Origin of the sequence: Crossiella cryophila (assembly GCF_014204915.1) — a bacterium.
In the GTDB taxonomy this organism is placed as follows: Bacteria; Actinomycetota; Actinomycetes; order Mycobacteriales; family Pseudonocardiaceae; genus Crossiella; species Crossiella cryophila.
In genome coordinates this window covers 7,608,175-7,625,530 of sequence record NZ_JACHMH010000001.1, presented here as the reverse complement: position 1 = coordinate 7,625,530, position 17,356 = coordinate 7,608,175, and the positions used below count along the sequence as shown (strand labels likewise).

At 70.0% G+C, this 17,356-nt stretch carries 13 protein-coding genes; 11 read left to right on the top strand and 2 right to left on the bottom strand.

Going from position 1 to position 17,356, the window contains the following annotated elements:
* Positions 1–5 precede the first annotated feature (5 nt).
* Complete coding sequence (locus HNR67_RS32615; RefSeq protein ID WP_185006099.1) at positions 6–797, top strand: isocitrate lyase/PEP mutase family protein; 792 nt, start codon at positions 6–8, stop codon at positions 795–797.
* Here HNR67_RS32615 and HNR67_RS32610 read toward each other — a convergent pair.
* Entirely contained in the window at positions 772–1,389 is a 618-nt protein-coding gene (locus HNR67_RS32610) for a TetR/AcrR family transcriptional regulator (RefSeq protein ID WP_185006097.1), read from the bottom strand. The genes HNR67_RS32615 and HNR67_RS32610 overlap by 26 nt on opposite strands.
* Positions 1,390–1,477: 88 nt before the next feature.
* Here HNR67_RS32610 and HNR67_RS32605 point away from each other — a divergent pair, with 88 nt between their 5' ends.
* The 9 genes from HNR67_RS32605 (at position 1,478) to HNR67_RS32565 (ending at position 13,524) form a co-directional block, all read left to right on the top strand.
* Positions 1,478–3,211 carry an ABC transporter ATP-binding protein gene (locus HNR67_RS32605; RefSeq protein ID WP_185006095.1) on the top strand — a complete coding sequence of 578 codons (1,734 nt, stop codon included), beginning with the start codon at positions 1,478–1,480 and terminating at the stop codon, positions 3,209–3,211.
* Complete coding sequence (locus tag HNR67_RS32600) at positions 3,208–5,076, top strand: ABC transporter ATP-binding protein (RefSeq protein WP_185006093.1); 1,869 nt, start codon at positions 3,208–3,210, stop codon at positions 5,074–5,076. The genes HNR67_RS32605 and HNR67_RS32600 overlap by 4 nt, the downstream gene beginning before the upstream one ends.
* Positions 5,077–5,516: 440 nt before the next feature.
* Positions 5,517–7,022, top strand: a complete 1,506-nt coding sequence (locus HNR67_RS45190; protein WP_185006091.1) for a substrate-binding domain-containing protein — start codon at positions 5,517–5,519, stop codon at positions 7,020–7,022.
* 96 nt (positions 7,023–7,118) lie between these two features.
* Positions 7,119–8,447 carry an ABC transporter substrate-binding protein gene (locus HNR67_RS32590; protein WP_185006089.1) on the top strand — a complete coding sequence of 443 codons (1,329 nt, stop codon included), beginning with the start codon at positions 7,119–7,121 and terminating at the stop codon, positions 8,445–8,447.
* Entirely contained in the window at positions 8,444–9,337 is an 894-nt protein-coding gene (locus HNR67_RS32585; protein ID WP_312988511.1) for a carbohydrate ABC transporter permease, read from the top strand. The genes HNR67_RS32590 and HNR67_RS32585 overlap by 4 nt, the downstream gene beginning before the upstream one ends.
* Positions 9,334–10,200 carry a carbohydrate ABC transporter permease gene (locus tag HNR67_RS32580; RefSeq protein ID WP_185006087.1) on the top strand — a complete coding sequence of 289 codons (867 nt, stop codon included), beginning with the start codon at positions 9,334–9,336 and terminating at the stop codon, positions 10,198–10,200. Before HNR67_RS32585 ends, HNR67_RS32580 begins: the two co-directional genes overlap by 4 nt.
* The gene (locus HNR67_RS32575; protein WP_312988509.1) at positions 10,197–11,207 is read left to right on the top strand and encodes a hydroxyacid dehydrogenase; all 1,011 of its coding nucleotides are present in this window, start codon (positions 10,197–10,199) and stop codon (positions 11,205–11,207) included. Before HNR67_RS32580 ends, HNR67_RS32575 begins: the two co-directional genes overlap by 4 nt.
* Positions 11,204–13,078, top strand: a complete 1,875-nt coding sequence (locus tag HNR67_RS32570) for a DUF2264 domain-containing protein (protein WP_185006085.1) — start codon at positions 11,204–11,206, stop codon at positions 13,076–13,078. The genes HNR67_RS32575 and HNR67_RS32570 overlap by 4 nt, the downstream gene beginning before the upstream one ends.
* A gap of 113 nt (positions 13,079–13,191) precedes the next feature.
* On the top strand, positions 13,192–13,524 hold the full coding sequence (locus tag HNR67_RS32565; RefSeq protein ID WP_185006083.1) for a hypothetical protein: 333 nt from the start codon (positions 13,192–13,194) through the stop codon (positions 13,522–13,524).
* A 70-nt stretch (positions 13,525–13,594) separates the two neighbouring features.
* On the opposite strand, the gene HNR67_RS32560 is transcribed toward HNR67_RS32565, so the two are convergent.
* Positions 13,595–14,590 carry a LacI family DNA-binding transcriptional regulator gene (locus HNR67_RS32560; protein WP_185006081.1) on the bottom strand — a complete coding sequence of 332 codons (996 nt, stop codon included), beginning with the start codon at positions 14,588–14,590 and terminating at the stop codon, positions 13,595–13,597.
* 214 nt (positions 14,591–14,804) lie between these two features.
* Here HNR67_RS32560 and HNR67_RS32555 point away from each other — a divergent pair, with 214 nt between their 5' ends.
* Positions 14,805–16,991 (top strand): glycoside hydrolase family 9 protein, encoded by a 2,187-nt coding sequence (locus HNR67_RS32555; RefSeq protein ID WP_185006079.1) that lies wholly within the window; start codon positions 14,805–14,807, stop codon positions 16,989–16,991.
* The last annotated feature ends 365 nt before the right edge of the window (positions 16,992–17,356 follow it).

The following is a 17,356-nucleotide window of genomic DNA, read 5'->3' as shown; positions in this document are numbered from 1 at the left end:
GGGGAGTGAGCCGAACCCACCACGCCGCCGAGTTCCGGCGGCTGCACGAACTCCGCCCGCTGGTCCTGCCCAACGCCTGGGACCCGGCCAGCGCACGCGTCATCGAGGCCGCCGGCGCCGCGGCCATCGCCACCACCAGCGCGGGCGTGTCCTGGGCGCACGGCCGTCCGGACGGCGAGGGCCTGGACCGGGCCGGGATGACCGCGGCCGTCCGCGCCATCCTGGACACGGTGTCCATCCCGGTCACCGCCGACGTCGAGGGCGGCTACGACGACCTGGCCGGCACCGTCGCCGAACTCGCCGAGCTGGGCGTGGCCGGGGTCAACGTCGAGGACTCCGCACGCGGCGCGCTGCTCGACCCGGCCGCCGCCGCGGACCGGATCCGGCTGGCCCGCAAGGCCAACGCGGACCTGGTCCTCAACGCGCGCACCGACGTCTACCTGCTCGGCGGCAGCGGCCCCGAAGCCCTGGCCGAGGCGATCTCCCGCGGCAACGCCGCCTTCGCCGCCGGCGCGGACTGCGTGTTCGTGCCCGGTGTCATCGCCGAGGACACCATCGCCGCCCTGGTCGAAGCCCTGGACGGCCCGCTCAACATCATGGCCATGCCCGGCGCCCCCACCGTGGCCAGGCTCGGCGAGCTGGGCGTGGCCAGGGTCAGCGTCGGTTCCGGCATCGCCCAGGCCGCGCTCGCCGCCACCGCACGGGCAGCGCGGGAACTCCTGGGCTCGGGCGGCTACGGCGCGCTGGCCGACGGCCTGCCCTTCGGCGAGGTCAACTCGCTGTTTGCCGCGCGGTGAGTTCCAGCCCGCGCAACAACGGCAGGTAGACCTCGTCCACCAGTGCGTGGATGGTGTCGTCGGTGATCTTCTCGCCGCCGTGGATGGCCTCCAGGCGGACCAGGTTGATCGGGAGCTGGATCAGGCGCGGGGACAACTCGAGCGGGTCCAGCTCGCCCCTGGTCGCGGCCTCGGCCAGGATCTTGGTCAGCACCTCGGCCAGTGGCGAGTTGTGCAGGCGTTCACGCAGCACCGCGGTGATCTCCGGGTGCCGGAACGTCTCGCCCATCACCCCGGCGAGCATCTCGCTGAGCATGCCCTCGACCCGCCGCGCGATCTCGCTGAACATCTTGACCAGGTCGCCGCGCAGCGACCCGGTGTCCGCTGGCAGGGGGTCCATCCGCGCCGGCAGCCTGCGGTTCCAGGCCGCCAGGACCAGTTCGGCCCGGTTCGACCAGCGGCGGTAGATCACCGGCTTGCTGGTCCCGGCTCGTGCGGCCACCGCCTCGATGGTGAGCCGGTTGTACCCGGTCTCACTCAGCTCGGCCCAGGCCGCGTCCAGGATGGCCTGTTCCAGCTCGGCACCGCGGCGGCGTGACTTCGGCTCGCTCACCCTGCCCCTTTAAGTACGTTGCGTTTCTTAGCTGGGGAGCCTACGTTGGAAACGTAAGATACGGAACGTTTCTTCTGTGGGGTATTCGGTGTTGAACCGACTGTTACGTACCTATCTACGGCCGTACACGCGGGAGCTGTCGGCGGTGCTCGTGCTGCAACTCATCGGCACGATCGCCTCGCTGTACCTGCCCAGCCTGAACGCCGACATCATCGACCACGGCATCGCCACCGGCGACACCGGCTACATCCTGACCACCGGCGGCTGGATGCTGGCCGTCACCCTCCTTCAGATCCTCTGCTCGATCGGCGCGGTCTACTTCGGCGCCCGCTGCGCGATGGCCTTCGGCCGCGATGTGCGTGCCGCGGTGTTCCACCGGGTCGGCGAGTTCTCCGCCCGCGAGGTCAGCACCTTCGGCGCGCCCTCGCTGATCACCCGCAGCACCAACGATGTCCAGCAGGTGCAGATCATCGTGGTGCTGGTGTGCACCATGCTGGTGACCGCGCCGATCATGTGCGTTGGCGGCATCGTGATGGCGCTGCGCGAGGACCTCGGCCTGTCCTGGCTGCTGCTGGTCTGCGTGCCGGTGCTGGTGATCGCGATCGGCCTGATCGTGGCCCGCACGGTGCCGCAGTTCCGCAAGATGCAGGACCGCATCGACCAGGTCAACCGGGTGCTGCGGGAGCAGCTCACCGGGGTCAGGGTGGTGCGTGCCTTCGTCCGCGAACCGGGTGAGACCAAGCGGTTCGCCGCGGCCAACGACGCGCTCACCGACACCGCGCTGCGGGTCGGCCGGGTGCAGGCGCTGCTGTTCCCGGTGGTCATCCTGGTGCTCAACGCCTCCAGCGTGGCCGTGCTGTGGTTCGGCGCTGACCGGGTGGACCTGGGGCAGATGCAGATCGGCGCGCTGACCGCCTTCCTCAACTACCTGCTGCAGATCCTGATGGCGGTGATGATGGCCACCTTCATCGCCACCCTGATCCCGCGCGCCGCGGTGTGCGCGGAGCGGATCAACGAGGTGCTGGACACGCAACCCTCGGTGCGGCCACCGGAGCACCCGGTGCGCGAGTTGCGCGGGCACGGCGAACTGGAGTTCCGGGACGTCGAGTTCCGCTACCCCGGCGCCGCCGAACCCGTGCTGCACAACGTGTCCTTCCGCGCGCGGGCCGGGCAGACCACCGCGATCATCGGCAGCACCGGCGCGGGCAAGACCACCCTGCTCTCCCTCATCCCGCGCCTGGTCGATGTGACCGCGGGCGCGGTGCTGGTGGACGGGGTGGACGTGCGCGAGGCCGCGCCGGAACTGCTCTGGGAGCGGATCGGCCTTGTGCCGCAACGGCCCTACCTGTTCACCGGCACCGTGGCGGGCAACCTGCGCTACGGCAATCCGGAGGCCACCGACGCGGAACTGTGGCAGGCATTGGAGATCGCCCAGGCCAAGGACTTCGTCACGGACATGCCCGGCGGGCTGGACGCGCCGATCACCCAGGGCGGCACCAACGTCTCCGGCGGGCAGCGGCAACGCCTGTCCATCGCCCGTGCCCTGGTGCGGAAACCGGAGATCTACCTGTTCGACGACTCCTTCTCCGCACTGGACCTGGCCACCGACGCCCGGCTGCGGGCCGCACTGCGCCCGCACACCGGGCAGGCGGCCGTGCTGGTGGTGGCGCAACGGGTGTCCACCATCCTGGACGCCGACCAGATCATCGTGCTGGACAACGGATCCATCGTCGGCAACGGCACCCACCACGAACTGCTGGACTCCTGCCCGACCTACCGGGAGATCGTCCAGTCCCAGCTGACTCCGGAGCAGGCGGCATGAGCGCCCCCACCACGAGCACCGCGCCCCGGCCGCCGCAGGGCGGGCCGATGGGCGGACGTTTTCCCGGCATGGGCATGCCCATGGGCAAGGCGAAGAGCTTCAAGTCCTCGGCGAAACGACTCTTCGGCCGGATGCGGCCGGAGCGGGCCAGGCTGTTCGTCGTGCTCGCACTCGGCGTGCTCAGCGTCGGCTTCTCCGTTGCCGGGCCGAAGATCCTGGGTCAGGCCACCGACATCATCTTCAACGGTGTGCTCGGCCGGATGCGCGGGGATGCCAACGCGCACATCGATTTCGCCGCGCTCGGCGTGGTGCTGACCTGGGTGCTCGGGCTGTACCTGGTCGCCGCGGCGTTCGGTTACCTGATGGGGTTGTTGCTCAACGGGGTGGTGCAGCGGGTGGTGTACCGGCTGCGCGAGGACGTCGAGGAGAAGTTGCACCGGTTGCCGTTGCGCTACTTCGACAGTCAGCCCCGCGGTGAGCTGTTGTCCAGGGTCACCAACGACATCGACAACATCTCCACCACGTTGCAGCAGACACTGAACCAGTCGCTGACCTCGCTGCTGACCGTGGTCGGCGTGCTGGTGATGATGTTCACCATCTCCCCGCTGCTGGCGGTGATCGCGCTGCTGATCATCCCGCTGTCCATGGTGATCACCGCCCAGATCGGCAAGCGGTCGCAGAAGTTGTTCGTGGCGCAGTGGCGTGAGGTCGGCGCGCTCAACGCGCACATCGAGGAGGCATTCACCGGGCACCAGCTGGTCAAGGTCTTCGGGCGGCAGCGCGAGTCCGAGGCGGAGTTCGCCCGCCGCAACGAGAAGTTGTTCGGTTCCAGCCTGGGCGCGCAGTTCATCTCCGGGCTGATCATGCCCTCGATGATGTTCCTGTCCAACCTCAGCTACGTGCTCATCGCGGTGGTCGGCGGCCTGCGCATCACCAGCGGCGCGATGACCCTCGGCGAGGTGCAGGCGTTCCTGCAGTACTCCCGCCAGTTCACCCAGCCACTGACCCAGGTCGCCTCCATGGCCAACCTGCTGCAGTCCGGCGTTGCCTCGGCCGAGCGGGTCTTCGAGCTGCTCGACGCCGAGGAGCAGCAGCCCGACCCGGTGCACAACGCCCTTCCCGCACAACGACATGGCCGGGTGGAGTTCGAGAAGGTCAGCTTCTCCTACACCAAGGACCAGCCCCTGATCGAGAACCTGTCCCTGGTCGCCGAACCGGGTCAGACCGTGGCCATCGTCGGCCCCACCGGCGCGGGCAAGACCACCCTGGTCAACCTGATCATGCGCTTCTACGAACTCGACGCCGGCCGGATCACCCTGGACGGCACCGACATCACCAGCCTGAAACGCGAGGACCTACGCGGCCAGATCGGCATGGTCCTGCAGGACACCTGGCTCTTCGGCGGCACCATCCGGGACAACATCGCCTACGGACGTCCGGACGCCACCGAGGAGGAGATCCTGGCCGCGGCCAAGGCGGCGTTCGTGGACCACTTCGTGCGCACGCTGCCGGAGGGGTATGACACGGTGATCGACGAGGAGGGCGGCAACGTCAGCGCGGGGGAGAAGCAGTTGCTGACCATCGCGCGTGCCTTCCTGGCGGATCCGTCGCTGCTGATCCTGGACGAGGCCACGAGTTCGGTGGACACCCGGACGGAATCGTTGGTGCAGCACGCGATGGCCAACCTGCGCACGGCTCGGACGAGTTTCGTGATCGCGCACCGGTTGTCGACTATCCGGGATGCGGATGTGATCCTGGTGATGGAGTCGGGGCGGATTGTGGAGCAGGGGGATCATGAGGAACTCCTTGCGGCGCAAGGGGCTTATCATCGGTTGTATTCGGCGCAGTTCAACGCTGTGCCGTGAGGGGGTGGGGCGGTTGGGGTTTCCCGGCCGCCCCGCTCCGCTCGTTGGGCCGAAAGCTCGGGTCGCCCGTCGCCCGGTGGGGCGAGGCGTCGGCGGCGTGGGCTGATCCGCCGACACCCGCGTGGCCCCGATCATCTATCGCCCCTGTCTCCCCGCCCCGCCACCTGTTGTCCCGCCACCAGCAACCCTGCCCGCAGTGAGTGGTCGACCACTCACGCTCCCTGCCTCAATCCGAATCCGCCCCGCCCCGCGTCGCGACCCCGCCCTGCTTGGCGACCCCGCCCCACCTCACCCGGCAGCCCCACCTGATCGCCGCCAGTCGACCAAGTCAGCGATCACCACATCGGATCAACCGCTCACTGCAAACGTCTACATTGCGAATGCTCGCTCATCCGCGGTTATGCTCCGCCAAACGATCAAACGAACACGGGCGGTACCGGATGCGAGAGCCAAGCGAGGCCAGACGTCGACGGATCCTGGCCGCCGTCCAGTCCCGCGGTTCGGTCCGGGTGACCGACCTGGCCACCGAGCTGGACGTCTCGGTCGTCACCGTCCGCCGCGACGTCGAGGAACTCGCCAAGGCCGGCACCCTCCGCCGCGGCCACGGCACCGCCCGCTCCCTGCGCGCCCCCGAACCCACCCCCGCACCCCCGCTCGCCGAGGGCGGCGCGGTCGCCCTGGTCGTCCCGGAACGGCACGCCTACCTGCACGAAACCATGCACGGCGCCCGCACCGCGCTGGAGGAAGCCGGGATGCGGGTGGTGCTGCACATCGCGCCGCAGGTCGCGGGTGCGGAGCGGCCGATCGTGGAGCGGGTGCTGGCCGAGGACGTGCGCGGACTGCTGATCGCGCCCCGCTGGCGGACCACGGCGGCCGAGCTGGCCGACGACTGGCTGGCGCAGGTGCGGGTCCCGCTGGTGCTGATGGAACGTCGGCCCTGGCCGGGCAGTGCGCTGCACGGGCTGGACTCGGTGTGCACGGACCACTGGTACGGGATGCACCTGGCGGTGGCGCACCTGGTTGCGCTGGGGCATCGGCGGATCGTGCTGGCGGCGCGGGATGACAGTCCGACGGCGCGGACGTTGCGGGCGGCGTTCGCGGAGATCGCCTCGTACCGGGCGGAGATCGAGGACTGGGCGGTGGTGTTGAGCGCGGCTGACGCGGGGGCGGAGCCGGAAGTCCGGGTGGCTGGGACTGGGGAGTGGGGGCCGCTGACGGCCGAGCGGAGTGCCACCGGATCCGCGTCGGGTTTGACGCGCGGTGCGGCGGATTGGGCAGTCGGTTCGGATCGCGGTGCGGCGGATTGGGCAGTCGGTTCGGATCGCGGTGCGGCGGAGCCGGAGTTGGCTTCGGGTCGCCGTGCGCCTGAGTCGCGACTGGGTTCGGGTGGCCTGGCAGCCGGGTCGGAAGTGGGCTCGGCCCGTCGTGCGGCGGAGTCGGAGATGGGCTTGGGTCGCCGGGGATTGGCGCCGGAGGTGACGGCCGGGCAGTTCGAGCCAGGCATGGTCGCGGCCTCCGGGGGGATCGCCGCCGGAGCCGATCCCGGATTTGGTTTGCCCGGGGTCGGAGTGGGCGCGCTCCGGATCGCTGCCGTGGCAGGCAGCCCGCGGCGGACTGGCGAGCAGTCCGCGCTCGCCGCCGTCCTCCGTGAGCACCGCGCCACCGCCGCAATCCTGCACGGCGACGTCGACGCCCTCATGCTCGTCCAGCAGCTCGCCGAAGCCGGCATCCGCGTCCCCGACGACTGCTCCATCGTCGCCTACGACGACGTCGTCGCCGCCCTCGGCAGCCCGCCCCTCACCGCCGTCGCCCCACCAAAAGCCCAGGTCGGACGTGCCGCCGCTGAGCTTCTCCTGCATCGTCTGGCCAGCTCTGGCGAATGGCGGAGTCGTCGGGTGGAGCTGATCCCCGACCTCAAGGTGCGGGGATCCACCCGGCCGGTCTGATCGTTTGACCGTTTTGGGTTTGTCTGATCGTTCTATTGACCTGAAATGCTCAGGCGATCAGGATTCGGTGACCTCATCCTGCCAACGGAGGCGCCGATGTCGACTCGATTGAGCCGTCGTTCGCTGCTTGCCGCGGCCGTCGCGCTTCCGGTGCTCGGCGCCTGCGGTCCGGATCCCACTCCGCGTAAACCGGGGCCGGGTGGGGGGCCGGTGCGGATCACCTTCTGGTCCTCGCTGCGGGGCAGTCGCCAGGTCGTGGAGGCGTTCAACAAATCGCAGAAGCGGATCTTCGTCGACTTCCAGCAGGTGCCTTCGGGTGGGCAGGGTGGGTACGCCAAGCTCAGCAACGCGGCTCGGGCGGGGAATCCGCCGGATGTGGCCACCATCGAGTACCCCCAGGTCCCGGGGTTCGCCATTGACGGGGTGTTGCGGGATCTGACGGGGTTGATCAGTGATGGGTTGCGGGCCAAGTTGTTGCCGCAGGCGTGGGGGCTGACCACGTTCGAGAATCGGGTGTTCACGGTTCCGCTGGATGTCGAGCCGATGGTGTTGCACTACCGGGCCGATCTGTTCGCCCAGCACAACCTCGCCGTGCCGCGGACCTGGAGTGAGTTCGCCGCGCTGGCGCGGGTGGCCCGGCGGTTACCGGGGGATCGGCGGCTGGCGTTGTTCGCCACCGACGGGGGTGCGCAGTTCGCCGGGTTCTCCTGGCAGGCGGGGGCGCAGTGGTTCAGCACCACCGGCGGCGCCTGGAACGTCTCCATCGCCGACGAGCCCACCCGGCGGGTCGCCGACTACTGGCAGCGGCTCATCGACGAACAGCTGGTCTACACCAACGCGGCGGACAGCACGCACGCCGACGCCCAGATCGGCCAGGGCCGGGTGCTGACCCGGCTCACCGGCGCCTGGGACGCGGGGGCGCAGATGAACGCCCGGCCCGCGCAGAAGGGGCTGTGGAAGATCGCGCCCATGCCGCAGTGGGACGGCGTGGCCAAGGAGTCCGTTGCCACGCATGGGGGATCCACTTTCGCGGTCACTCAGGCAAGCGCTTTCCCTGAGGCCGCGATGGAGTTCATCGAGTGGCAGGTCTCGCACCCGGACTCCTTGCGCGCCAGGCTGTCCAGCGGCACCAGCAGCCAGTATCCGACCGCCTCCGCACTGGTCCAGGTGGGCAGCCAGGCCTTCGACCGCGCCTACTACGGCGGCCAGGACATCTACCAGCTCTTCGACACCGAGGCCCGCAAGATCCGGGACGGCTGGACCTGGGGGCCGCGGATGACCGCCACGCTCAAGCTCATGCACGACGGCTTCGCCCGTGCCGGCGGCGGTCAGGGCAGTCTGCTGGAGGCGGTGCGGGAGGCGCACAGCGGGACCATGCCGGACCTGCGCGCGCTGGGCCTGAACACCACCGAGGTGATCGGGTGAGGCGCGGCGGACTGGCCTGCGCGCTGCTGATGGCGCCGTTCTTCCTGCTGTTCACCGTGGTGTTCCTGATCCCGGTCGGCACCGCGGTGTGGCTGAGCTTCTTCAGCGACGACCAGCCGGGCCTGGGTTTCGGCCCGGAGTCCACCGTGTTCATCGGCCTGCGCGCCTACCTGGCCGTGTTCAGCGACCCGACCTTCCTGCGTGGCCTGGCCACCGTCGCGCTGTACTGCCTGCTCTACATCCCGCTGATGGTCGTCGGCGCGCTCGGCCTGGCCCTGCTGCTGGACTCCGGCGCCGCGCGGCTGCGGGCCTGGGCACAGCTCGCGTTGTTCCTGCCGCACGCGGTGCCCGGCATCATCGCCGCGATCATCTGGCTCTACCTCTACACCCCCGGCCTCAGCCCGGTGATCGATCTGCTGGGGCAGGCCGACATCACCGTCGACTTCCTCGGCGTGCAGACCGTGTTGCCCTCCATGGTGAACATCGCGCTGTGGAGCAACCTCGGCTACAACATGGTGATCTTCTACGCCGCGCTGCAGGCCGTGCCGCGCGAGGTGCTGGAGGCGGCCGTGGTGGACGGGGCAGGGCCGGTGCGCACCGCGTTGCGGCTCAAGGTCCCGCTGGTGCGGCCCTCGATCGTGATGGTCTCGATGTTCACCCTGATCTGGGCACTGCAACTGTTCACCGAACCCATGCTGCTCAGTCAGTCCACGCCGATGATCAGCTCCCGGTTCTCGCCGAGCATGTACATCTACGACGCGGCCTTCACCCGCAACAACTACAGCCTGGCCGCGGCCGCCTCGGTGGTCCTGTTGCTGGCCACCATCGCGCTGTCCTATGGCATCACCCGCTGGAGCAACCGCACCGCAGCCCGTGGGGAGACCGCATGAGCACCACCGACCTGCCCGTCGCGCTGCGCCCACGACTGTTCGGCCGGATCGCGGTCAACACCGTGGTCGGCCTGTTCGTGCTCTACACCCTGCTGCCGGTGCTGTGGCTGGTGCTGGCCGCCACCAAGGACCGGGACGCGCTGTTCAACAGCGAGGTGCTGTCGCTGACCAACTTCTCCTTCTGGCAGAACCTGGTCGACGTCTTCACCGAGGACAAGGGGCTGTTCGGCCGCTGGTATCTCAACAGCCTGCTCTACGCCGGGGTCGGCGCCGGGATCAGCGCGGTGCTGAGCGTCGCCTGCGGGTACGCCTTCGACAAATACGTGTTCCGGCACAAGGAAAAACTCTTCGGACTGGTGCTCGCCGCGGTGATGGTGCCGCAGACCGTGCTGGCGCTGCCGCTGTACCTGATGGCCTCGGCCAGCGGACTGGTCAACACCTTCTGGGCGGTGTTCATCCCGGTGCTGTTCAACCCCTTCGGCGTGTACCTCGGCCGGATCTTCAGCCAGGGCTACGTGCCCGGCGAGGTCCTGGAAGCGGCGCGGATCGACGGTGCAGGCGAGCTGACCATGTTCTTCCGAGTCGCGCTGCGGTTGCTCGGACCAGGGGTGGTGACGGTGTTCCTGTTCCAGCTCACCGCAATCTGGAACAACTTCTTCCTGCCCATGGTGATGCTCTCCGACCAGCAGCTCTACCCGGTCAGCCTCGGGCTCTACGCCTGGAACAGCGCGGCCAGGGTGTCCCCGGAGTACTACCCGCTGGTGATCATGGGCTCGCTGCTGGCGGTGTTGCCGCTGATCGTGGCCTTCCTGTTACTGCAACGGTTCTGGCGTTCCGGCCTGACCGCGGGAGCGGTGAAGTGAGCCGCCCGCGGGCCGTGCCAGCCATGTCGCCCGAGGCCGCCGAGGCCGTGCTCGACCCGGCCGCGCTGGCCGCCTTCGCCCAGGTGTGCGACCTGGTCCCGGACGTCGTGCTCGCCGAATTCGACTCCGCCGCAGCCCGCGCCGCACTGGCCGAGGCGGAGGTCCTGATCATCGGCTGGGGCTGCCCGCCACTGACCGCCGAGGTGCTGGCCGCCGCGCCCCGGCTGCGCGCGGTGGTGCACACCGGCGGCACGGTGCGCGGGTATGTCACCGAAGCCTGTTGGGAGCGGGGGATCGAGGTGTCCTCGGCCGCCGCGGCCAACGCGTTGCCGGTGGCCGAGTACACCGTGGCGATGATCCTGTTGAGCGGCAAGAAGGTCCTGGAACGCGCCCGTGAGTACCGGGCCAGCGGCGAGGATCCCGGCCGGTGGCTGAGCACCTCCAGAACGCTGGGCAATTTCGGCCGCACGGTGGGTATCCTGTCCGCCTCGCTGATCGGCCGCCGGGTGATCGAGTTGTTGCGCCCCTACGATTTCCGGGTGCTGCTGCACGATCCGTACGTCACCGACGAGCAGGCGGGGGAACTCGGCGTCGAGCCGGTGAGCCTGCCCGAGTTGTTCGCCCGCGGCGAGATCGTCAGCGTGCACACCCCACTGCTGCCGGCCACCCGCGGCCTGGTCAGCCGCGAGCTGATCGACTCGATGCGCCAGGACGCGATGCTGATCAACACCGCCCGGGGCGCCGTGGTGGACCAGGAGGCGCTGGCCGCCGCGGCACTGGCCGGGCGGGTGCGGGCGGTGCTGGACGTCACCGATCCGGAGCTGTTGCCCAAGGAACATCCGTTGTGGCACAGCGAGAACGTGCTCATCAGCCCGCACCTGGCCGGGTCCCAGGGCAACGAGTGGGGGCGGCTGGCCGAACACGCCGCCGCCGAGATCGCCCGCTGGAGCACAGGCGTCGGGTTCGCCCACCCGGTGCGACGCGAAAGGCTGGACCGGCTGGCATGAGACTGCCCGAGGAAGACCGGAACCTGAGTCCGCACACCGGTTTCACCCGCGCGCACTGGGTGGCCACCGCTGACGCACTGCTCACCGCGGCCTGGCGCTGGGCCAGCCCGCACGGCGCCCGACTGGACCTGCCCGGCAGGCCCGCGCACAGCGGTGTGCGCTCCGACGGCCTGGAGGGCTTCGCACGCACCTTCCTGGCCGCCGCGTTCCGGGTGGCGGGAGAGCAGGGCGCGGACCCGCACGGCTGGTTGGGCCGCTACACCGAGGGGCTGGCCGCGGGCACGGCCACGCCCGGCCGGGACGATCACGAGTCCTGGCCGCTGATCCGCGATCACCACATCCACGGCCAGCCCATGGTCGAGTCCGCCTCGGTCGCCCTCGGTCTGCGGCTGACCAGGGAATGGTTGTGGGACAACCTGGATCCAGCCGTCCAGGACCGGGTCGCGGCCTGGCTGCACGACGCGCTCACCCACGTGCCGGCGCCCAACAACTGGTACCTCTTCCCTTACACCGTAGCGGGATTCCTGGAGTCGGTCGGCCGAGCCGACGCGCACACCGCCCGCGCCCGGACCCGCGCCCTGGAACTGCTGGAGACCTGGTACCGCGGCCAGGGCTGGTACGCCGACGGCGACGGCCGCGCCTTCGACCACTACAACGGCTGGGCCCTGCACCTGTACCCGGTCCTGGACCAGCACCTGGCCGGGGACCGGGACACCGTGCACCAGAACCGATTACGCGAGCACCTGGACAGCTTTTCGTTGCTGTTCGGTGGAGATGGCGCGCCAATCCACTTCGGACGGTCGCTCACCTACCGCTTCGCCGCCACCGCCGCGATCGGCCTCGGCGCGCTCACCGGCGACACCCCGCTCACCCCCGGCGCCTCCCGCCGGGTGCTCAGCGGCGCACTGCGCTACTTCCTGGACCGCGGTGCGGCCACCGACGACCTGCTCAGCCTGGGCTGGCACGGACCGCACGAACCCACGCTCCAGCATTATTCCGGACCGGGATCCCCTTACTGGGCGTCCAAAGCCTTCGTCTGCCTGCTCGCCCCACCAGATCATCCACTGTGGACGGATGTCGAACAGCCCGCGCCGGTCGAGGAGTCGGACCGGGTGCTCGCGTTGCCCGGCCCGGGACTGCTGGTGCAGACCACCCGGGCGGACGGGATCGTCCGGCTGCACAACCACGGCAGCGACCACGTCCGCCCGCACGAACCCGAATCCGCCGCCCAGGACGACCCGCACTACGGCCGACTGGCCTACTCCACGCACACCGGCCCCACCGCCAAGACCAACCCGGCGGACAACCACTTCAGCGTCCTGGTCGACGGCATCCGCAGTGTCCGCCGCCGCATCCGGCCCCTGGGTGCCGGGACCGGGGACGGCTGGGGCTGGGCGGCGTCCTGGCACCGCCCGGTGTTCCCGTCCGGCCCGCCGATGGTGCCAGGGCTGCGGGTGGAAAGCCTCACCGTGGCCAAGGGCGCCGTCGAGCTGCGGGTGCACCGGGTGGTCGGCGCGCCGCCGGGGGCCGCGGTCGAGCTGACCGGGTGGGCCACTGCTCCGGATGCCGAGGTGCGGTCCGGACTGGCCGGGCTGCACGGCTGGACCGAACAGGACCAGATGCGCGCGCCACAGGGCACGGCCTACGCCCCGTTCGCCACCCTGCCCCGACTGCGCGGTGCGGCGGGCGGCACCACCCTGCACCTCGCGGTGGCCACGCTCAGCGGTGCGCCGGAGGCCAAGGCGCTCAACGAGATCACCGTGGGCGCGGACTGGATCGAGCTGGTGTGGGCGCAGGACGGCGAACGGCTGCGGATCGACCTCGGCACACCCGTGCGCACCGGCGAGCCCGCGTTACCGGTGCTGCGCTGACTGCCCCGGCGGGCTGCCAGGTCGGCCCTCCGGGACATTCGCCTTGAAACTTTCATGTTGAACCAACATGATCGAAGAGCGATCGACCAGTGGCGCTCAGTGAGGAGAAATCAGTGCGCGGTAAGAGGATCAGCTACGCCGCAGGGGTACTCGCGCTGGCCGGTTCACTCGGTCTGGCCGCACCGGCCGTGGCCGACCCGGCCCACCCGACCGGACTGCGGGTGTGGGAGACGATCCAGTTCACCGGCCAGACCGAACTGTATCCAGCGCCAAGCAAGGCCTGCACCACCACGTCCTTCGTGGTGCGCGCGGAGTTCAACAACACCCCGCACACGCTTGACTTCTTCCGCACCGCCGACTGCACCGGGCACGCGATCACCATCCCGGCCAACGACCTGCACTCCTTCCCGACCTTCCCCGCACGCAGTTTCCGGGTGGCCGGCTGAGTTTCCCGCACCTGCCCCGGTGGGCGAGGCCCGTCCTCGCCCACCGGGGTTTCTTCGTCGATCCCGCGGGCTACGCCGAATCCCGGCGGATGAGTTCGGTGGGCAGGATCAGCGAGGTCGGCTGCTCGCCGTTGATCAGCCGGATCAGCATCCTGGTCATCTCCCGGCCCAGCGCCTCGATCGGCTGGCGGACGGTGGTCAGCGCGGGCTGGGTGTGCTGTGCGGTGACGATGTCGTTGAACCCCACCACCGCCACCTCCTCCGGCACCCGGCGACCCCGCTCCCGCAACACATCCAGCGCCCCGGCGGCCATCGCGTCGGAGGCGACGAACACCGCGTCCAGGTCAGGGTGCTCGGCCAGCAGCCGGGTCATCGCGGCCGCGCCGCCGGACTCGGTGAAATCGCCGTGCGCCAACCGTTTCTCGCTCAGTCCGGCCAGCGCCAGGGCCTCCCGGTAGCCGAGGTGGCGGGCCAGCGCGACCTGCTGGTCGGTGCCGCCGGTGATGGTGGCGATCCGCCGGCGGCCAAGGGAGATCAGGTGTTCGGTGGCCAGCCGGGCGCCACCGCGGTTGTCCGCGTCCACGTAGTGCCGGGGGGTGTGGCCCAGTGGCTGACCGCCGTGCACGACCGGCAATCCGCTGTCCGCGGCCAGTTTGCTCAGCGGATCGTGTTCGCGCAGGGCCAGCAGCAGCACACCGTCGGCGGCGTGCAGCACCCTGGTGAACCGGTCCTGGCCGCGCTGGGAGGCGGCCAGCACCAGCAGCAGTTGCAGGTCGGTCTCCTCGATCACCGCGTTCACCCCGGTGATCACCTCGGCGAAGAACAGGTTCGCGGTCAGCGCCGGATCCTCGCTGGAGATGGCCAGCACCACCGCGCCACGCCGCCGCGCGGCCAGTGAACGCGCGGCGGTGTTAGGCACGTAGCCCAGCTCCTCGATCGCCCGCTCCACCGCCTGGCGTGCCTTCTGGCTGACGTGCTGGGCGTTGTTGAGCACCCGGGACACCGTGCCGGTGGACACGCCCGCGCGCTGGGCCACCGCGTCCAGGGTGGGTGGCCGCTCGGTCATGGATCGGACCCCATCAGTCGGTTTCGCTGAAGCGATAACAGTATTATACGGTGCCGTCTAGCTGCGGTGACGCCGTCGCCAGAGCCGGAGTTGTTGGTGAAATTGGAAGCGCTTACAGCAGCGTAACCGTTGACAGCCGCGGCCGCCAGGGTCGACCATTCGGCACTGACGCCGTGCTGTGCCGGGACCCCTGCCGACCCGAGAGGTCCCCGGTATGACCACCACCCGCAGGCTGTCCGTGACCGCCCTGCTGCCCCTGCTGCTCATCGGCCTCGCCCCACCCGCGCACGCCCAGCCCTACCAGCGAGTGCTCAACGGTTCCTTCGACACCGGCAAGACCCCGTGGTGGAGCAGTGGAAACACGCCGTCCCGGGTCGAGGCCGGCCGCCTGTGCGCGGACATCCCAGCCGGGACAACGAATCCGTGGGACGCCATGATCGGCCAGAACGAGATCCCCGTGGAAGCCGGTCAGCCCTACACGCTCCGGTTCACCGCCACCGGCAAGGCGTCGATCCGGATCAATCTGCAACTCAACGCGCCCCCGCACACCGGCACGATCAACAAGCAGGTCACGCTCACCGAGACCCCACAGACCTTCGAGTTCACCGGACTGTCCACTGTGGCCAGTCGGCACGCCCAGGTGTCCTTCCAGGCCGGTGGCGCGACCCAGTCCTACACCCTGTGCGTGGATGACGTCTCGCTCACCGGCGGCGTCATCCCGCCGGGCGGTGGCTGGCATTACGGATCGGCGGTCCGGGTCAACCAGCACGGCTACCAGACCGACGGCCCGAAACAAGCCTCCATTGTGGACACCGCCACGCAATCGTTGCCGTGGCAGGTGAACAACGCCACCGGCGCGGTGGTGGCCACCGGCCGCACCCGGGTGCACGGCCAGGACCCGGCCTCCCGCGACCACGTGCACCTGGCCGACTTCTCCCAGCTCCGCGCCAGGGGCACCGGCTACACCCTGGTGGTGGGCAAGGAGGTCAGCGAGCCGTTCGACCTGCTGGACCGGCCATACGAACAGCTGCGCCGGGACGCCCTGCAGTACTTCTTCCACAACCGCAGCGGCCTGCCGATCGAGGCCCAGCACGTCGGCGCGGCGCACGCCCGCCCGGCCGGTCACCTGGACATCGCGCCGAACAAGGGCGACACCGCGGTGCCCTGCCTGCCCGGCGGCTGCGCGCACGCCCTGGACGTGCGCGGCGGCTGGTACGACGCCGGTGATCACGGCAAGTACGTGGTCAACGGCGGCCTGGCCGTCTGGCAGCTCCTGGACCTCTACGAACGCGCCCGTGACCGCTGGGACCTGACCGGCCAGCGCGACGGTCTGCTGCGCATCCCCGAGCAGCGCAACGGCGTCCCGGACGTGCTCGACGAGGCCCGCTGGCAGCTGGAGTTCCTGCTGCGCATGCAGGTCCCGGCCGGAGCGCCCCTCGCGGGCATGGCGCACCACAAGATCCACGACCTGGCCTGGACCGGGCACCCGCTGCTGCCGCACCTGGACCCGCAGCCGCGCTACCTGCACCCGCCGTCCACCGCCGCCACCCTCAACCTGGCCGCGGCCGGGGCCCGCTGCGCCCGGATCTGGACCCGCTGGGACCGCGCCTTCGCCCAGCGCTGCCAGGCCGCCGCCGAGACCGCCTGGCAGGCCGCCCTGCGTCACCCGGACCGGTTCGCGCCCAGGGAGACCGCGGGCGGCGGGCCCTACGACGACACCGACGTGCGCGACGAGTTCTCCTGGGCCGCGGCCGAACTGCACGCCACCACCGGCGACCCCGGCTACCTGCGCCACCTCACCAGCACACTCACCCCGGCCGGGTTCTCCTGGAAGGACACCGGCGGCCTGGCCGACCTGACCATCGCCCGCCACCCCCTGCGCTTCCCCCTGGACCGGGTCCTCGCCGCCCGCCAACGGATCCGCACCGTCGCCGACGGCTACGTGCGGCATCAGCAGACCCAGGGCTACCCCAACCCCGGCGAGTACGTCTGGGGCTCCACCAGTTCCACCGCCAACAACGCGATGATCATCGCCACCGCCTACGACCTCACCGGCAGGCCCGGCTACCGGGACGCGGTGCTCGCGGCCATGGACTACCTGCTCGGCCGCAACGCGCTCAACCAGTCCTTCGTCAGCGGCTACGGCGAACGGGCCAGCCGCAACCAGCATCACCGGCACTGGGCCAACCAGCTCGACCCCAAGCTGCCCAACCCACCGGCCGGTGCGCTGGCCGGCGGACCCAACCCCGGGCTGCAGGACCCGGTGGCACAGCAGAACCTGCCCGGCTGCGCCCCGGCCAAGTGCTACCTGGACGACATCGGCTCCTTCTCCACCAACGAGGTGGCGATCAACTGGAACTCCGCCCTGGCCTGGGTGGCGGCCTTCGCCGACACCCGCTGACCCCCGCACCCGAAGGGATTCCACAAGTGCGACACGAAGTCACTCCACCCCAAGTAGACGGTCCTTGAAAGGAGCCTGAACATGAGGGCCGTCTCGGATCAGTGTCCAGATCCGTCCCCACGCTCGCATGCGTCGCTGGTAACGGCGGGGTGTGAAGCCGAGTGTGAAAGCCCAAGAGCGGCCCGTGCCATCGGGCCGCAACAGGTGAAGGGGAAGATTGGACGGGCAAACGCAAGTGAACCCTCGATGACGCCTCGTTATCCCTACACCACGCCGATGGCGACGTTCTCGGTGGTGCTAGGGCCTGGCGCGGAAGAGCGCGAAGCGGCCTCCATCCTTTGCGAGATGGAGGATTGGACACCGCA